The organism is Acrocarpospora sp. B8E8 (genome assembly GCF_039871605.1).
GTDB lineage: Bacteria > Actinomycetota > Actinomycetes > Streptosporangiales > Streptosporangiaceae > Acrocarpospora > Acrocarpospora macrocephala.
In genome coordinates, this window is sequence record NZ_JBDPLV010000078.1 from 1 (window position 1) to 16030 (window position 16030).

At 63.4% G+C, this 16030-nt stretch carries 19 protein-coding genes; 12 read left to right on the top strand and 7 right to left on the bottom strand.

Annotated elements, in window-relative coordinates; genetic code table 11:
• Positions 1-166 precede the first annotated feature (166 nt).
• From ABGB08_RS45170 to ABGB08_RS45210, 9 genes are all read left to right on the top strand, one after another.
• On the top strand, positions 167-376 hold the full coding sequence (locus tag ABGB08_RS45170; protein WP_347603863.1) for a hypothetical protein: 210 nt from the start codon (positions 167-169) through the stop codon (positions 374-376).
• Positions 377-782: 406 nt separating this feature from the next.
• Positions 783-998, top strand: a complete 216-nt coding sequence (locus ABGB08_RS45175) for a hypothetical protein (protein WP_347603865.1) — start codon at positions 783-785, stop codon at positions 996-998.
• Positions 999-1172: 174 nt separating this feature from the next.
• Positions 1173-2012 carry a hypothetical protein gene (locus tag ABGB08_RS45180; protein WP_347603867.1) on the top strand — a complete coding sequence of 280 codons (840 nt, stop codon included), beginning with the start codon at positions 1173-1175 and terminating at the stop codon, positions 2010-2012.
• Positions 2013-2322: 310 nt separating this feature from the next.
• On the top strand, positions 2323-3066 hold the full coding sequence (locus ABGB08_RS45185; RefSeq protein ID WP_347603869.1) for an HAD family hydrolase: 744 nt from the start codon (positions 2323-2325) through the stop codon (positions 3064-3066).
• Positions 3067-3112: 46 nt separating this feature from the next.
• Positions 3113-3286, top strand: a complete 174-nt coding sequence (locus ABGB08_RS45190) for a hypothetical protein (protein WP_347603871.1) — start codon at positions 3113-3115, stop codon at positions 3284-3286.
• 333 nt (positions 3287-3619) lie between these two features.
• Positions 3620-4180, top strand: a complete 561-nt coding sequence (locus ABGB08_RS45195; RefSeq protein WP_347603873.1) for a winged helix-turn-helix domain-containing protein — start codon at positions 3620-3622, stop codon at positions 4178-4180.
• A gap of 19 nt (positions 4181-4199) precedes the next feature.
• On the top strand, positions 4200-5303 hold the full coding sequence (locus ABGB08_RS45200) for a radical SAM protein (RefSeq protein ID WP_347603875.1): 1104 nt from the start codon (positions 4200-4202) through the stop codon (positions 5301-5303).
• Positions 5300-5902 (top strand): dTMP kinase, encoded by a 603-nt coding sequence (gene tmk / locus ABGB08_RS45205; RefSeq protein ID WP_347603877.1) that lies wholly within the window; start codon positions 5300-5302, stop codon positions 5900-5902. Before ABGB08_RS45200 ends, tmk begins: the two co-directional genes overlap by 4 nt.
• 20 nt (positions 5903-5922) lie before the next feature.
• The gene (locus ABGB08_RS45210; protein WP_347603879.1) at positions 5923-6711 is read left to right on the top strand and encodes an endonuclease/exonuclease/phosphatase family protein; all 789 of its coding nucleotides are present in this window, start codon (positions 5923-5925) and stop codon (positions 6709-6711) included.
• On the opposite strand, the gene cyaB is transcribed toward ABGB08_RS45210, so the two are convergent.
• From cyaB to ABGB08_RS45230, 4 genes are all read right to left on the bottom strand, one after another.
• Positions 6708-7250 carry a class IV adenylate cyclase gene (gene cyaB / locus ABGB08_RS45215; protein WP_347603881.1) on the bottom strand — a complete coding sequence of 181 codons (543 nt, stop codon included), beginning with the start codon at positions 7248-7250 and terminating at the stop codon, positions 6708-6710. The two genes, ABGB08_RS45210 and cyaB, sit on opposite strands and share 4 nt — an antisense overlap.
• 573 nt (positions 7251-7823) lie before the next feature.
• Positions 7824-8225 carry a DUF6527 family protein gene (locus ABGB08_RS45220; RefSeq protein ID WP_347603883.1) on the bottom strand — a complete coding sequence of 134 codons (402 nt, stop codon included), beginning with the start codon at positions 8223-8225 and terminating at the stop codon, positions 7824-7826.
• Complete coding sequence (locus tag ABGB08_RS45225) at positions 8222-9391, bottom strand: ThiF family adenylyltransferase (RefSeq protein ID WP_347603885.1); 1170 nt, start codon at positions 9389-9391, stop codon at positions 8222-8224. Before ABGB08_RS45225 ends, ABGB08_RS45220 begins: the two co-directional genes overlap by 4 nt.
• A complete protein-coding gene (locus tag ABGB08_RS45230; protein ID WP_347603887.1) occupies positions 9366-9626 on the bottom strand; it encodes a multiubiquitin domain-containing protein in 261 nt (86 codons plus the stop codon). Before ABGB08_RS45230 ends, ABGB08_RS45225 begins: the two co-directional genes overlap by 26 nt.
• 135 nt (positions 9627-9761) lie before the next feature.
• Between ABGB08_RS45230 and ABGB08_RS45235 the strand changes: the two genes are divergently transcribed.
• Complete coding sequence (locus ABGB08_RS45235) at positions 9762-10142, top strand: helix-turn-helix transcriptional regulator (protein ID WP_347603889.1); 381 nt, start codon at positions 9762-9764, stop codon at positions 10140-10142.
• 1 nt (position 10143) lies between these two features.
• Positions 10144-10734 (top strand): ImmA/IrrE family metallo-endopeptidase, encoded by a 591-nt coding sequence (locus ABGB08_RS45240; protein ID WP_347603891.1) that lies wholly within the window; start codon positions 10144-10146, stop codon positions 10732-10734.
• Between the two features lie 420 nt (positions 10735-11154).
• Here the strand turns inward: ABGB08_RS45240 and tcmP are convergent, their stop codons facing one another.
• Both tcmP and ABGB08_RS45250 read right to left on the bottom strand, forming a co-directional pair.
• On the bottom strand, positions 11155-12141 hold the full coding sequence (tcmP, locus tag ABGB08_RS45245) for a three-Cys-motif partner protein TcmP (RefSeq protein ID WP_347603893.1): 987 nt from the start codon (positions 12139-12141) through the stop codon (positions 11155-11157).
• An 87-nt stretch (positions 12142-12228) separates the two neighbouring features.
• A complete protein-coding gene (locus ABGB08_RS45250; protein ID WP_347603895.1) occupies positions 12229-12984 on the bottom strand; it encodes a phage Gp37/Gp68 family protein in 756 nt (251 codons plus the stop codon).
• An 87-nt stretch (positions 12985-13071) separates the two neighbouring features.
• Here ABGB08_RS45250 and ABGB08_RS45255 point away from each other — a divergent pair, with 87 nt between their 5' ends.
• The gene (locus ABGB08_RS45255; protein ID WP_347603897.1) at positions 13072-13326 is read left to right on the top strand and encodes a helix-turn-helix transcriptional regulator; all 255 of its coding nucleotides are present in this window, start codon (positions 13072-13074) and stop codon (positions 13324-13326) included.
• A gap of 416 nt (positions 13327-13742) precedes the next feature.
• Here the strand turns inward: ABGB08_RS45255 and ABGB08_RS45260 are convergent, their stop codons facing one another.
• Positions 13743-15677, bottom strand: coding sequence for a hypothetical protein (locus ABGB08_RS45260; protein WP_347603899.1), 1935 nt, complete (start codon positions 15675-15677; stop codon positions 13743-13745).
• Between the last annotated feature and the right edge of the window lie 353 nt (positions 15678-16030).

The following is a 16030-nucleotide window of genomic DNA, read 5'->3' on the forward strand; positions in this document are numbered from 1 at the left end:
TGGGGTACGGCTTGCGCTCGGTCACCCGGCCATCCCAGCACATCCGAGCCCACCGACCGGCGGTAACGCTACAAATCCATACGATCACACTGCGACATCACAGGCATATGCTCGCGGAACGCACTCTGAGAAACGCCTGGCCGAGGCTGGAGTCTCCGCGCGGATCGTGGAGGGGGAGGAGATCCGGCTGGAGGTGGAGGGCCCGGAGACGGCGGTGGTGCCGGTGAGGGTGGCCGTGGGCGGCCGGGGTGGGGCTTATCTGGTGTACATCGGATCGGGTGAGGACGTGCGGACGCTGATGGCCAGAGAACCCGGTGGGGCGGCCGTGTTCGTGATGCGTGGCCTGAATCGGGGGCATGATGCGCCCTCTGATTGAAGTGCATCCGGTCTTCGGGCGGATGGTCCCCTACGTGGTCGCGGGTAGCGCGGAATCCCTTCGTCAGCTTCACGATCTACAGCCTGCACCGGACCCGGTGGTCTAAAAGCTCACGGCTGGCCGGTGGTCTGGCTTCCTGTCGAAAACCGCCGGCCAGCTGTGATCCCACTCGGCAACCCGAATCCCCCAAGTGGTCTGGGCGGTGATGCAGTGATGAACGGCCTCGAAAACCGATCGAGGGGAAAGGTGGCGGAATATGTGCCGATCGGCTATCACTGCCATGTCGGCGACTGCATCAAATGTAATGGCTGTGGCCATTCATGCCATTCGTCAAATACTTCTTCACTGATTCCGTACTCATCATCTCGGCGGATCGCAGCGAGAAACGAAAAGAAAAGAGGATTTCATGATTGTTCGCGGGCTGGCCCTGGCGGCGTGTCTGGCCGTGCTGCTGGCGGTGGTGGCCGCTCCTGCGGGTGACCTCGGGGCGGCGCTGTATGAGTTCGCTTATGCGGTGCGGACGCTGGTGGGGATGGCGGCGCTGCTGCTGGCCGTGCTGTACGGGGATCGGCTGATGGGCCGAGCGTGGCGGCGAGTGACCCGCCGAGGAACGACGGCCTAGCGCCACGAAAGCTCGCAGCTGGCCGGTTTGCCTTCCTCGTTACCACACCCACCCCGGCCAGCTGCGATCCCCCCAACCCCCAATCCGCTGCTCCCAGCTTTGCTTTCATCCTTAGGCGGGACCATGGATCTCGGATCGAACGTCACAGGCGGTAACACGCTGACGGTTCTCATCGTGAATCTGGAAGACGGCGGCTGGGACGGCTACCACGGGCAGCACCAGCGACTGGACTTTCTTCCGGAGTTGGTCGGCGACGCCGACTTGGTTCTTTTCCAGGAAGGCAAGGAGTACGGCTTCCACGGGCAGGAGCTTCGATACCTGGCCGAAGGCATGCTGGCCGAGTTCGGGTTGCGCAGCTTTATGACCCGCAGCGTCATTGGAGAACTGCACGAGCTGGTGTTCGCCCGCTGGCCCAGGTTGCGGCTGGTCCGCCATTACACGCCGGACCTGCCCGGCGTCTTCCATGATCAGATCGGGTGGTTGGGTTTCGAGGTCACGGGCTTGGACCGGCTCTTGTGGGTCCGATCCGTTCAGTGGGCGAGCTGGAACGGCGACGTCCGCCTTGATCTCGCGCAGAAGCTCACCCGATACGCGGCTCCGGACAAGGCGGCGATCATCGGCGGGGATCTCAACACGATATGGCCGGATTGCCCCGGCCATGTCGAGTTCGAGCCGGACTGGTTGGCGATGCCGCCGCACAAACGCACCCACAAGACGCTTCCGCCGGGCCTGCGGCCGGACGGGAAGCTGGTCTCCGACCGGCGCGCAACCCAGATCCTGCACGAGGTCGGGTTCGTCAACGCCGGCTGCCTGGCGGGCGATATGACGCCCACCGTCAACCCCGGAATCGACTCCGGGCAAGGCGCCCGGATCGACCATCTGGTGTTCAGCCCGTTGCTCGCCCCGGCGATCATCCCGGAGTCGTATCAGGTCCGGTGTGATGCGGTGAGTGAGAAGGCCAGCGACCACCGCGGGGTGTCGGTGCGTCTGGATTTGGGGCGTTTGCGGCTGTGACCATGACGAATCAGCCGACGTGGGAATGGGAGGTAGAGGGGAATATAGCGACCCGGACGCATAACGGGCGCCAAGTCGTCGTGACAGCCGAGAGTCCGAAAGGGATCGGGACGGGGATCGGCGAGTGGAGACCGCGGAGAAGCAGCGGGTCGAAGAATCGCTGAAGAATCTGGGCGCTCTTGTGGATACAGTTATGGATCGCCGCATCGCTGCGCCTGAAATCGCCAATTCAAACAAGGAGTGAGACGTCTACGTGCTTGTGGGAATAACGAACCCGAACCGGAGATTACCCAGCCCGAAGGCAGTCGCCTTGGATTTTGGCGGCATCGTCGCCGATATCACGCGCCTGCCCACCGCTTCCTGGGCCCCCCTGCTGGCGGCCGAGCTGCACCCGATGCTGGCCCGGGTCGGCGTACAGATGCCGCTCATCGATATCGCGGCTGACATCCTGGCCGGTGCGGGCGGCGAGAAAGCCTGGAAACACACGGCCAATCTCCAGGACGATCCTGCGGAGCTGAGCCCGCGGGAGCTGTGGCGGATGACCTCGGTGCACTGGCCGGACGCGGCCCGCGCTTTGGTGGAGGCCGAGGCCATCCCGTTGTGCACGCGAATAGACAGCCTGCGATTCCAGCGCACCCTCAGGCCGGGGATCTCGGAGTTCCTGCTCTACTGCCAGGAGAACGGACTCCCTGTGGCGGTGGTCAGCAATGTGATCGACGGCATGGCCCACCGCACCTTTCTGGACCACCATGGCCTGGCCCCCCTGGTCGCCGCGCAGCTCTACAGCGGTGAACTCGGTATCAGGAAACCCAACCCGGAAATGGGCCGCCTGGCGTGCCGGGCGCTGAACCGCGCCCCCCGGCAGGTGTGGTACGTGGGCGACCGATATGACACCGACGTCGTCTTCGGCAAGCGCGCGGAATTCGCCGCCACGATCTTGATGCGGTCCGGGAGTACCGAAGACGCCAACAAGGTACGCCGGACCCAAGGCGACCCTGCCGCCACTGTCGAGGACCCGAATGGTCTGCTCAAGCTGCTGGAACAGGTGCGGTAATACGCGCCCGGTTGTTCGGTGAGGTGCTGGTGGGGGAGGGCGGGATATGAGCGCGGCTGATGGGAAGACGCTGGCCCGCATGTACCAGGAGGAGGGCCTTTCCATCCGGGACGTGGCACGCGCCCTTCAGGTTTCGTACGGGACGGCGCGGAATCGCCTGCTGGGGGCGGGGGTGAAGCTTCGCGAACCAGGCGCGCCAGTTCGCAAACCCGTTAAGTAGCCGGGTGCCAAAGCTTGGCACTGCGGGTCGCACCATCCACTACACATGAGGAGCCGAATGTCCGTGTCCCGCATCATGTGCGCCAACGCCGCCGCTCAGGTTCCCCCTCACCGGATCGTGTGGGTGGGCGACAACATGCAGACCGACGCTCTGGGGCCTGTCCGGCGTGGCATGCAGGCTGTGCTCCTTCGGCCGGCCGGTCTCGGAGTCGGCGAATTTCAGCCGTTCGGGGTCCACCTCGCCAGGGATATGGCGTCAGCTGCCCAATTAATCGTTTCCAGCCCGAGTGTATTTATGGAGCAAGCAAACGATGGAAGGAGGTGAGCGCCTGCCATGGATTGGCATGAAGCAAAAATAGATCCGACGAGCAAGACCCGGGTTCATATCCAGATCGCTGACATTTTTGAAAAATCCATCGCTAACGGCTTCTTGGCACCGGGTGCAGCGATACCGAGCGAGAACGAATTAATGGACGTGTTCGCTGTCTCGCGGACGACCGCCCGCCGCGTCGCCGCCGTACTGCGCGAGCGTGAAGTGATCCACACGGTGCCTGGTAAGGGCTCGTTCGCCGGTCGCGAGGGCGGCCCGAATCCCCCCGATGTGCGACCGCTTCCACGCAGGGTTGCTGATCAGATCGGAGTGGCGATCCTGTCGGGCAAGTACCCGGCAGGCTCACGCCTGCCAGCGGAACGCGACCTGACCTGTGAGCATGGCGTTGCCCGGCCGACTCTGCGGAAAGCCCTGGTAATTCTTCGTACGGAAGGCTGGGCGTTCACTGTCCCCTTTGCGGGGACCTTCATCGCCTCTCCCAGGTGCTGGCCTAAGAAGGAGGCGGGTGTGAATACCCAATGCGGCGAAGCGGCCTTCGAGGCCGCGGAAATCACCGATCCGTGAATCCTCTGGGAGGTTAATCGTGCGGAAGTCCCTGATCGTCGAAACCTCAGCTAACTCGTGCTATTTCAGGACCTCGGTCGGCGGCCAGGGCCGCAAGGCCCTCATACAGATCAGCGAGCGTTGCAATCTTCACTGCGCGCACTGCTTCGTGTCCTCCGTCAAAGAGGGCCGCGACATCTCCTACACCGACCTGGTCGAAAAGGTCATCCCTCGTCTGCGGCGTGCCCGAGTCGAGCGGATCACCCTCACCGGCGGCGAGCCGTTCGTACATCCCGACATCATGGAAATCTGCCGCCACATCGCCGCCCTCGGGATACCGGTAGGGATCTGCACCAACGCCACCCGCACCTCTGATGAGCAGATCGCCGAGCTGGCGGCCATGGGCAACGTTCACGTCAACGTGAGCCTGGACGGATTCCGGCCGCAAAGCCACGGCAAGTTCCGGGGTGACGTCGCCTCCTTCGACCTCACGGTGGCAACCGTCCGCAAGTTCGCCGAGGCCGGACTGCTGCAAGGGCTGCTGTCCACCCCGAATGTGCTCACCGACGTCGAGGAGTTCACGGTGCTGTGCGAGTTCGCCGTCGAAGTGGGCGCCGCCTACGTGCTGATGAACCCGCTGTCGTCGATGGGCCGGGGAGTGAAGAGTCAAGGCCGGATGGCCGCGGCCGACGGCAAGATGCGGGCCATCCGTGAGACCACCGAGCAGTTCCGGGAACGCGGCGTGGACCTGGTCCACATCCGTTTCCCCAACGACGACCGTCCCCTCGCCGGGTGCGACGCGGGCAAACTCGTGTACGTCTTCGCCGATGGTGCCACGGCGGTGTGCCCCTACTTGGTCTTCGCCGCTCGAACCCCGCAATCGCGCTACTCCGATGATGACTTCCTGGTGGGCAACATCCTGGACGGTGATGTCTGCGGGCCGCTGGACGACTACGACCTGGCCGGGACACTCCAGATGGGCACCAACGCCACCTGTGGGTCGTGCTCCCTCAACGGCTCCTGCGGTAAGGGCTGCCCTGCTGCGGTGATCTCGCGGGGGTTGGCGATCGGGGACGTGGATGCCGAGCAGTGCCCCATGCCTGATGACCGGCCGCTGCTCCAGATCGGCCGGCGATCGGCATGAGCGCCCCGCTGTTCATCGCCGTGGAAGGCCCGAACGGGGTCGGTAAATCAACCTCGGCGGCGCTGCTGGCCAAACGGCTCACCGAACGGGGAGCAGCCGTCCATCTGACCACCGAACCGTCCGACACCCCCCTGGGGCGGCTCGTGCGCTCCAGCGAATCGGGGTTGGCCGGGCGGGCGCTGGCCCTGGCCATCGCGGCTGACCGGGCCGCCCACCTCGATGCCGAAATTCTGCCCGCCTTGCAGAGCGGCCGAGTGGTGATCAGCGATCGCTACGTCCAGTCCTCCCTGGTCCTGCAACGGCTCGACGGGGTGGAAGTGGCCGAGATCTGGCGCTACAACGCCTTCGCCCGGCCACCGGACATGTCGTTCTACCTCCAACACGACCCGGCGATCATTCGGACCCGGTTGAATGAACGCCACGTCAACTCCCGGCTTGAACGTGTCGGGACGCCGGAGCGGGAGCTGGAACTGTACGAGGCGGCGTTCCGATCCCTCGGACGGCGCGGATGGCGGCAGTTCCGCATCGACTGCCGCGACCTGGACCCTGACGGCGTCGTCACCGCGATGATCAACCGGCTCGACCTGCTGGCCACCTGAAAGGGCGAACCATGTTCTCCATGCTCACGGTCAACATCGGCGCGGCATCACGTGACCGCGCTGAGCGTATGCTCGGCTGGCTCGCATCCCGGCCCGAACACGTCTTCCTGCTGACCGAAACCAGCGCGGGAACCGGCACCACCTACCTGCTCGACCAGTTCCGGCAGGCCGGATGGGCAGTGATCAACACTCCCGATGTCGGCGACCGAGGCGCCGCCCTGGTCAGCCGGATACCGGTCGTAGACCAGGCACCGCCACTGCGCGAGGTGGCCATTCCCGGCCGAGTCGCCGCCGCCCTGCTGGACACCCAGCCCGCCACCTATGTCGTCGCGCTGTATGTGCCATCCCGGGATCGCAGCCAAGCCAAAACCGAACGCAAACAGAGATTCATCGGCTCTGTGGTGGACGCCCTCGCCGAACTACCCGCCGACTACCGCGACCATCTGGTGCTCGGTGGCGACTACAACGTGATCACCCGCACCCACCGGCCCCTTCACCCGGGCTTCCTGCCGTTCGAGTTCGCGTTCCTGGACACCCTCCAGGAGCACGGGCTGGCCGACGCCCACGCCCAATGCCAGCCCGACTCCCAGCCCTACAGCTGGATCGGCCGGACCGGAGACGGCTACCGCTACGACTACCTCCACGTAGGCAAGGCCCTGGCCGACCGCATCAGCTCCTGCGCCTACCTACACGAAACACGCGACCAGTCCTTGACCGACCACGCGGCCCAAACCCTGACACTGCACATCGACGCCACCATCCTGGACACCGGGGAGATAGCCGAGCCCAGGGATATCCCGTTGTTCTAGGCCGGGGCCAGCGCCGCGCGCACCAGCGAATCGTAGGTATCGGCGGTCCGTTCCAGCTCCACGCCAAGAGATCGGGCAAAGGCGTCCAACCGCTCTTGAGCAACGGCGCCGGACTCGCCCGCGTCGAGAACCTTTTCGATCTCCAAGAACAATCCGGCGTGCTCGACCTCGTCCACGCACAACTCCATCCCGGCCATCTGGACGGTCCGCCGGGTCTTCACGATCCGTACGGTCGGACGAAAACCCATCTGAATGATCGCCTGGTGCATCTGGTCGCGATCAGCGACCTCCGATTCATGCTCCAGACAGGCCAGCTCGTTGGCCAGCGGCGTCTTCACCGTGAACAGATGCCGGCCGTCCTGGGTACGGAGACGAGCGAACGGCACACCGATCTTGGATTGGCCGTAAGACCAATCCGCGCGCGCGTACGCTTGATCGTCCTGGGTTATCGGAGCGGAGAGAACCAGTCCGCGTTCAGCGAGGGATTGTTCCAAGGCGGGCAGGTCACGCAACCGGTACTTGACCTCGATCTCCTGCACTCCCGGCCACCCCTTCATCACCACCCACTCCTGTCACGGGAGCTTAGCGGGGCTGGACTCTCGACACGGAAGAATCCCTGGCACGAGCCGGAGGATATTGCTGTTGCTGCCCGTGGGGTTAAGGAATGTCCCCAATTGGGGAGAAGATCTCATCTCCACCGATCTCAAACGATCGATGCCAGGAAACCGTTCACGTCTGCCAGCAACGCCGTGATCACCGCATCCCGCTCCACAAGCGAGGCCCGAAGCTCGTCAACGGCAGCCAGCAGCTCCTCACGGCTGAGCTACTGGGGGCCGGACACAAGCTCAAACTACGAGCCTTGCCACACCATCCACGATCCCTGCGAAACCGGCGCGTCTACCCCAAACCCGACACGATCAGTAATGGGCGTGAATGGATGCAAGTATTTCCTTGGGACTCGAAGTGATGGGCTTATCTCGTCGGAGTTGGTCTCCGCTCGCTCATCAACCCCGAGGGTCTCCGGGCAACTCGGCAGCTGATCACATCAGTGAGTAGTTCGGTGCCTTGCGACAGGATCTGGTCCAAGTTGCGAGTGTGGACGTCCCGGTAACTCATCGCCACAAGGCCCTCAAACCGCGACGTGCCCTGGCCAGCGGGCCGAGGTTGGTTCCGCCGGAATACCGTTCGATCCGCTGTTGGTCGCGTTCACGGTTGTCGGCGATCTCGCCTGGCGAGTAGCGGCGGCTCCAGTGCACCTTGCTCTTGTGGATCCAGTAGTGCGATTGACAGGACAACCCCCAATTGCCGATCGAGGGGGCCAACGACGCCTTCTCGCCGTCGTAGGTCAGCGACCACTGCGCCGGTGACAGCGGGGTGATGACCTCCTGCCCGCAACCGCAGCAGCACAGGTGGCCGCAGGTGCGGTAGGGGATCGAGATGTACAGCACCCCTTGGCTCATCGCCGCAGGGAAGCTCTCGGTGAATTCCGGACGAAGAGACTCGACTACAGTCACGGCAGGTCCTCGCTGGCGATTTCGTTGGTGATCACCGAGTAGGTGGCGAAGCCCTCATCGGTCACGTCCGCGTAGATTCCGATGTGGCGCTTCCAGCGGCTGACCGCGAGGACCGCGTTGAGCGCGTTCAGGTCGGCGGTCTGGATGTTGCGGCCGTAGTCGTCGCGTTCGGGTGCCGGGGCAGGGATCCGCTGGCGCGCTTGTGTGCGGCGCCCCGGCAGGCTAGTCGAGACTCGCAGGAGTCCCGTGAGTCGGCCGTCGATCTCCTCGATGCCCATGCCGACATCGATGAATGGCACGTCACGGTCCTCCAGCCAGTCCATAACGGCCGGCTTGCCCGCGGCGTCGTCCGATGCGAGGAACACGAAGGTCGCTCCGGACAGGACAGCAAGGTTGTCCTCGTCGAGGTACTGCTCGCAGGCGGTGATACCACGGTGCATGTTCGAGTAGATCGAGGCGAAGTAGGCGGCCTTGTTCGGGCGGCCGCGCAACGTGTCAAGAGTCGCCGCACCCGGTGCCCGGAATGCGTTGTGGTTGTCGAAGGTGTCGCCATCGATAAGGAGAATCGCGTCGACCTCGGTCTTGGCGACCTGGTCGAGGATGTAGCTCCCGGTCCCTCCGAGGCCGACGATTACGATGCGGTGGCCGCGGTATCGCCGGTTGACGGCGGCGAGCCCGGCACGCGAGGTGGCGGTGTCCCGGTAGACGAACGGAGTGTCGTCGTCGACATCCTGCCAGGCCGCACCCGGGGTGGGCGTGACCGAACGGTCGATCGCCTGTGCCTGGTCGGCGATGATGCGCGAGTAGGCCGTGACCTTTGAGTACTCGTCGGGGTACCCGGCCGGCCCAGGCTTGCTGGAGAGCATGAAGTCCGCCTGGAGTCCATCGGCGATCGCGCGAACCTCGGGGTTGGCCATCGGGAGCTTGCGGCCATGCTCGTCGCACGGCACCGACCCTCCGAACCAGATGCGGTGGTCGGTGCCGGAGACGACGCGGTCTCCGCTGACGGTCACCGGATAGGCGAGGAACCCGTACTCGATGGTCCGCGTCTCGCTGATGTACGGGATGTGTCGGACGATCAGATGCCCCGCCTGCTCGACGACGTCGTAGCCGTCGTCGAGCAGGCGGGACAGGTCGGGATCACGACTGAGAGGTGCGGATGACATCGAAGACCATTCCGTTTTTCACGTTCACGCTGCGACCTGCCGTCAGGCTGCCCGACCCGTGGCCGTCGTGGCCCCGGCTGTACCGGACCGTGTAGGTGTTCTGCTCGGTCGGCGGCTGGCCGGGGTAGGCGAGCTCGACGACCTGCTCGAAGGTGATGGCCTTCGACTCCCAGGGGCGCGAGCGGGTGTTGACGATGATCGTGACGGGCCGGGGCCCGCGGTCGTCCTGCGGCATCGGAATCCTCACTATGGCGTGCGACGAGGCTGGCCACACCTACGCCAGATGTCGACCAGTGCTCGAAATTTCGAGCACTGCTACCCTAGCAGGGGTGACCGACATTTTGAGCAGCACGGGAAGTTAGGGGCGGCGATGAGCGGAAGCCCGAGCGTGGACGTCAAGGTCCTGCACGCGGCAATGGACGCCGCACGGGCGGAGAAGGGCCTGTCGTGGCGGCAACTGGCCAAGGAGATCGGGGTGAGTGCGTCCACGATCTCTCGCATGGCCAACGGGTTGAAGCCCGATGTCACGGCGTTCGCGGCGATGACGACGTGGCTGCGCATGCCGGCGGAGGCCTTCTATGTGACCTCGACACCACAGAACCAGGAGGAGGAGCCGGAACTCGTGGCGTCGCTGGTGCCGTTGTTGCGGGCGCGCCGCGACCTTACTGAGAACGACGTGGCCTATCTCGAGGAGGTCCTCGCCGCCGCCGCCAGGCGATTCCGCGCGGAGCGCGGCGCTCGGAGCCGCTGAAATGCGCTGGACACAGGCATTGATGCGGGAAGCCGCCCAGGAGGAACGAGCCGAACTCCGCCTGCGTCCGACCGATCCGTTCGACCCGTACGCGCTCGCCGACGCTCATGGCATCGACGTCTACACCCTCAGCGAACTGCGCGGCTTCGGAATCGGCATCAGAGCCTTCAGCCACTTCACGGTGGACGACTCGTCAGCTTGGTCCGCAGCGTTGGTGCCCTTTGGAACGGCGCGGGTCATCATCGAGAACGAGTCGCATGCCCTGGTACGCCGCCGCTCGAACATTGCGCACGAACTAGGCCACCATCTGCTGGAACACCCCTTCGACGATGTGATCTTTGGAGAAGATCATAAGCGGCAGTTCAACGAGCAGCAGGAGAAGGAGGCGAAGTTCATGGCCGGTGAACTGCTGATCCCGCTCGCCGCGGCCGCGCGCATGGCGTTCGACGGCTGGGACAACGCGCGTGTCGCGGCAACGTTCGGGGTGAGCACGCAGTTCGCGCAGATGCAGATGAAGGGGCAGCGCGTGCGAGCTCAACGAGCCGCGAGCAAGTACGGGTTCCGGGCGCCAGCGGCTCGCTCACAGAGCTGAGGGGTATACCCGGCACGCGGCGGGCAGAGAACGGCGCCGGGACCGGCTCCAGACGCCAGGTTAACGGAGCTCGTGATCAAATACCCGCACGCGAAGCGATGATCAAATTAGCCGGCCTTGTGCTACCTGTAGTGCTCCAACTCACGCATAGTGCTTGAGCTGCAACGACACGACAGTTCGAGTCCAGCCGCTAAGCATCCGCTCAAAACTTAGTTGAGCGCTTGCTCAGAAGAGAGTGATCAGCACTTGAATAACTCCAGCTCAGCGTAGGTGGACGAATTTTGGCACTCACACGGCCGGGTGGGCACGTACCGAGAGGCATCCCGCATGTGGAGGGCCTATGGCAGGATCTTCACGGCGGGCGGAGCTGACATCTGTAGGCTCGGGGTGCCGACATAGATATCTCTCGCGTCGCCTGTTTCATGAAGTGCGGCTTGCTCGATACGGAGGATGGGCTGGTTCATCCGCAGCGTGGACATCGAAGCCGGTCGGCATCACAGGCAGGGCATCTTCGGCGTTGAACAGACCGAACTTTCCTTGTTCCTCCTCGCGCTTCTGCTGGCGCTGGCGGCGAGCTCGGTCCTGCAGGGCTCCCTGTTGTTTCTGGGCCTTGCTGTACATCCATTTCATGATCTTGTCGCCGACCTCATGATCCGTCGCGAAGATCATGTCGAAGATCTCGCTGCCCGAAGTGTTCTTGACCTTGAAAACCCGGGTGACTTTGTAGCCGAGATCCTTCTGCAAACGCCACCTCATCAAGTTGGTGAGTTCGGCCCGGAACTCGGTCGCGGACAGACGGCCGGAGCGGGTGGCGGACAGGGCTTCCTGCCATTGGTCGGTACCGAACATCAAGCTCATCTGACAGGCGACGTTGTCGTCGATCAGTTCCTGGCGGAGTCGTAAGCCGCGGGGGAGTAGTCCGCTGGCGCATAGCAACCACAGTTCAGCCTTCGGCTTGCCCTGCCGCTTGAACCTGGCTAGGTGCTCCAAGGTCGCCCACTTCACTTCAGTGGACTGCTGGTCGAGGAAGGCGAAGGTCGGTGCCCAGTTGAGAGGGCGCAATCCCTGCAGCACGCTCTCGACTTCGTCGTTACAGTCACCCGGAATCACCCGAAAGTCTCTGCCTGGATACTCCGCCTGTAGGTTTTTCTCAAGTGCAGTGGCATGACCGGGCATCTCGAAGAATTTCAGCACACTAAACGGTGGTGAGGTGTCCAATGCGCGGCGGGCGGATCCTCGGATCATGTGTCGGGTCGGTTCGCGGCTCACGTTGTCGGGCTGACCAGCAAAGAGATCGAGGTAGACGGTAGTTCCGGCCTTCCTCGTCGCGTTAGCGAAGCCAGTCAGGTATCCGGAAAGAATGTCGAGTTTCTGTTCGGTCCACCAGCCCCACTCGCGCGCCATCATGTCTCCTCGCTGTTGGCGATCTAGACATGAAATATCTCAGGAACGGTCCAGTGTCCAGAGATTACGACTTAACGTGCCAAAGGTGATCTATCCCTGTGTGGCCATGGCAAGTACGGGCATTTGGTCCCAGTTGCGTCCTTCCAGGTGCCGCCCCCCCTGCTTTGGTGTCCGCCCTCCCCATTGCTTGAAAAAGAATGGAACATCATTTCGAATGCACTGGTCGCGGATATCGAGCACCCAGTTTGGATCCAGCGGGCGATGACCATGCCCCGACTCGCCTCCTGCGATGACCCATCCGATCCCGTCTAGCTTGAGACTAGTGAGCGGGCCTAGGAGCGGCTCGCAGGACAGGAATCGGACTGCCGCAGGGACGGCCCGAAGGTCAGCTACTCGGTAGAGCGCCTTGCTGTCCTCCACCGAGACCCCCATCCAGAGGTTCGGGGGCCAGTCGAGTTTGCCGGCGAGCTTCCGCAGCCGGGATGACCGCTTGGTGAGCACTTGATAGGTGTGATGGGGTGTATCGGCCATTACCGCGAACACGTCTTTGATGAAATCCAGCGGTACTTTCGCGTGGAACAGGTCGCTCATCGAGTTCACGAAGACCACCCGCGGTGTTCGCCATGTGTACGGCTGGCGGAGCGCGGGAGGGTGCACTGTCAGGCCGAATCCCGGACCTGACGTCCGCGGATCGCCGTCGTTTTGGTACTTCTCAGCACCCATGGCCTTCAGTCGTTTGGCCAGCGTCAGGGCGTAGCAGTTGTCACAGCCTGCCGAGATGCGGTCGCAGCCGGTCGTGGGATTCCACGTGGCTTCGGTCCACTCGATGCTCGTTCGCTCAGCCATGGTTGCCTCCCTGCACTTCAGCCTCTCCCAGTTTCACGATCTACACCAGGCAGGTGATAAAATTTTATCGGTATTAATTTATCACTCATGGTGGTCTTGGTGCGTCCTGGACGAAGAAAGCGTGAGGCCAGTCGCTATATCGACCAGGCCGCGCGACTGTCGATGCGACTACGCGAACTGCGCGAGCAAGCACAAATGACACAGGCGGACCTGGCCGTACAGGCGCAGGTCTCAGAGGCGACCGTCCGGAAGATCGAGCAAGGCAAGGTCATCGAGCCCGGATTCTTCCTCGTGATGGCCCTTCTCAAGGCGCTTGGTGCCACGCCTGCCGCTCTGGATTGACAACTGGTGGGGCTCAAGAACACGAATCGTCTCCAGCGCTGAACCGCATGAATGATCTTTTCGGCAGGCACAGGACGCCCAGGTCAGCGTGGTGGGGCGCCAGGGATCGAGCCCTGAGCCTACGGATCAAAAGTGCGCGGTGTTGTGCCCTAACGCGTGCACACGAGCAACCATTAGCCGCCCCGCCTGGCATTACCGGACCGCGATGACGCGCTTTGACCATCGATCCTACGCTGAACAGACGCTTTCACCCCGGCTTCGCTTCGGCGACCCATAAGCTCCGATCGGGATATGGACCATGGTGAATCACGTAACTCGGCATCCGCCAACACGATCTACTCGACAGTCTCCGCAGGGGTACAGATCGACATGGTGGCTGACCTGGCCGGATTAGTCGGCACCTGAAGAGCTCGACGTCACGAGGACGATCGTGGCGGCAGCGCGGACTCATGTATCACATCTCCGGGCTTGACCACGTGGCACATCTTGTCCAGCAGGTCGCTGTGCTCCTTGCAGAAGTCGGTGTGGGCTGGTTCAAGGCCGACGTTCGTTAACGCCGATTCCAGCGCAAGCTGTATCTCCCAGGCACTTAGCCGACTGCTCAAGAAGACGATGGACTGCACCGCATCGGGCGTTGCAGGCCCTCCGTGGGTGATCGAATCTCTGATCCGTTCCAACCGATCGGTCAGGCAGGTCCATTGGTGGTCGAGATGGGCACGCCACCTTTTGAAGGCCTCAGGGTTGTCCAACCGCGTACTCAGTGCGCGCAGGCGCCGTCTGACGTGGTGGCGTTCGGGATAGATGTCGATCAACTCGGTCAGCGCGGCCCGGGTGGTCCCGGGAATCATGCCTATCCATCCGAAGTTGCTTTTGTCCAGCGTGGAGACGGCGACGGCCTGGCGCCGCTTGTACGCTTGCTGATCCAGCCCGTCGGGTTCGCAGCCGACGGCGTGCCTGATGGTGTCGAGCAGATTTTCGTGGATAGATCGCACGATCCAGGCGGATTTCAGGAACGCGGACAGGTGCTCGTGCCACTTTGCAGTGCCGACGCGCGAAGCAACGGTTTCGATCGCCCGTACGTTTGCGATCACCTGCGTAAGCGGCGCCTGCAGTTGGGCGGCCTGCCACCAGTGCAGGAGGTCGACGGCTTCGGCGAGGCGAGCGTCGTCGATTGAGGTGGCGCTGTCGATGCGCTGCCAGAAGGCTTTCATCTGCATGAAGACCGCTGACTGGCGCGGATGATCCAGAGGCCGATTTACAGTACCGGCGTCGAGCTCGATGAACTCTTCGGCACCGTGCGTCTCGCTGATGTGCTTGTGCCCAGGGGCCAGCCGCCAGTAGCTGCTGTCGATGCCGGCGTGGAATCTCCCGACCGCCACCAGCGCTTCGACCCGGACGCGGGCCACGGAGACCGGATCGGCGTAGACGCCCTTGTGAAGAAGGACTCGGACGGTGACGACGCCTATCTTGTGAGGCATGGTGGCTAGGAATTCGCCGTCATTCCTGGTCCAGTTCGTGGCGTGGGAGCTGCACTTGGCTGAAGCAGCTTCGGCTTCGTCGGGCACATACTGGCTGGAGTAGAACGTAATGTCCCCTAGCGAAGCGAATAGGACGGGCATGCTCGCCTTCTCGTAGGCCAGCCACACCGCGTGCTGGCTCGGCGTTGCGGGAAGCGCAAGGAACCGCTCGCACAAGGTCTTGCGCTCGTCTAGCGTCAGGCCGACCGGTGCCAGCGGGCTTTCATCCTTCCCGACGACGGGCGGGGCAGGGTCGCCCAGGCAGGCCCTCATCTCGGTCACAGCCCATGCGTCGTCGGCCAGGGCACTCGACAGGATGCGGATGAACGCGCTCCCCCATTTGAGGTTGTGGCCAGCCAGTTGTGCAAGCGCGAGGAATAGGTCCCGGGGCACCGCGATCGCCTCTGCCGAGGTTCTCCGGGTGCTGATCTTGGCCCACAGGTCCCGCCACGCCGCCTGGAGTACGCGGTGGTCGAGGAGTCTGTCGGCGAGGTTCTGCAGTGCAGATCTCGCGGGTTGTTTGTCGCCCGACCCGTCGCGGCGAAGCGGCATAAGGCGAGCGTCGACGGTCTTCAACTCGACGGTCAGCGTGGCCGTGACATGGGTTCCCATGCCATGGTTGACCGCGTGGTCGTAATCCCGCATTGCCGACTGCAATGCCGCCGCGTGGAGAGGGTCGAAGTTCCGAGCGTCGTTCAACCACGACGTGAGTTCGGCGACGGCCGCAGGGAAGGTGAGCAACGCTGGTTCTGACCAGCGGTTCTGCGGAGCCTTCAGGGCCATCCGTACTTCATGTGCGGTGTCGGACGGTACATCTTCGCCCCATACCGGCACATGTCCTCCTTAGGTTGCGGATGTTGCACCTAGAGTGACAGAGGCAGGGGGTGCCCAGCGACCGAATTGCCCTTGCGATCTGGTGGACGCCGACATGTTGCTGTCAGCCGGTTTGATCGCCAAAGGGCCGCCTGGGCCGACACTGCGCCTGCCAATAATTCCATCCGCCCAGGGCATGGCCTTGCAGGGCTTCGCTTTGGCGTACGTCAGCTTCGACTTCCGAAGAAGAGTGAGTGCGGCAGGATGACCGGGCGCGTTCCTTCGCCTGGCCTATCTGACCGTCACGACCCTTTGCTGCAACCCGGCAAAAGGGGGCAAACGCGACCGCTACCAAACATGAATGATCTTCATGT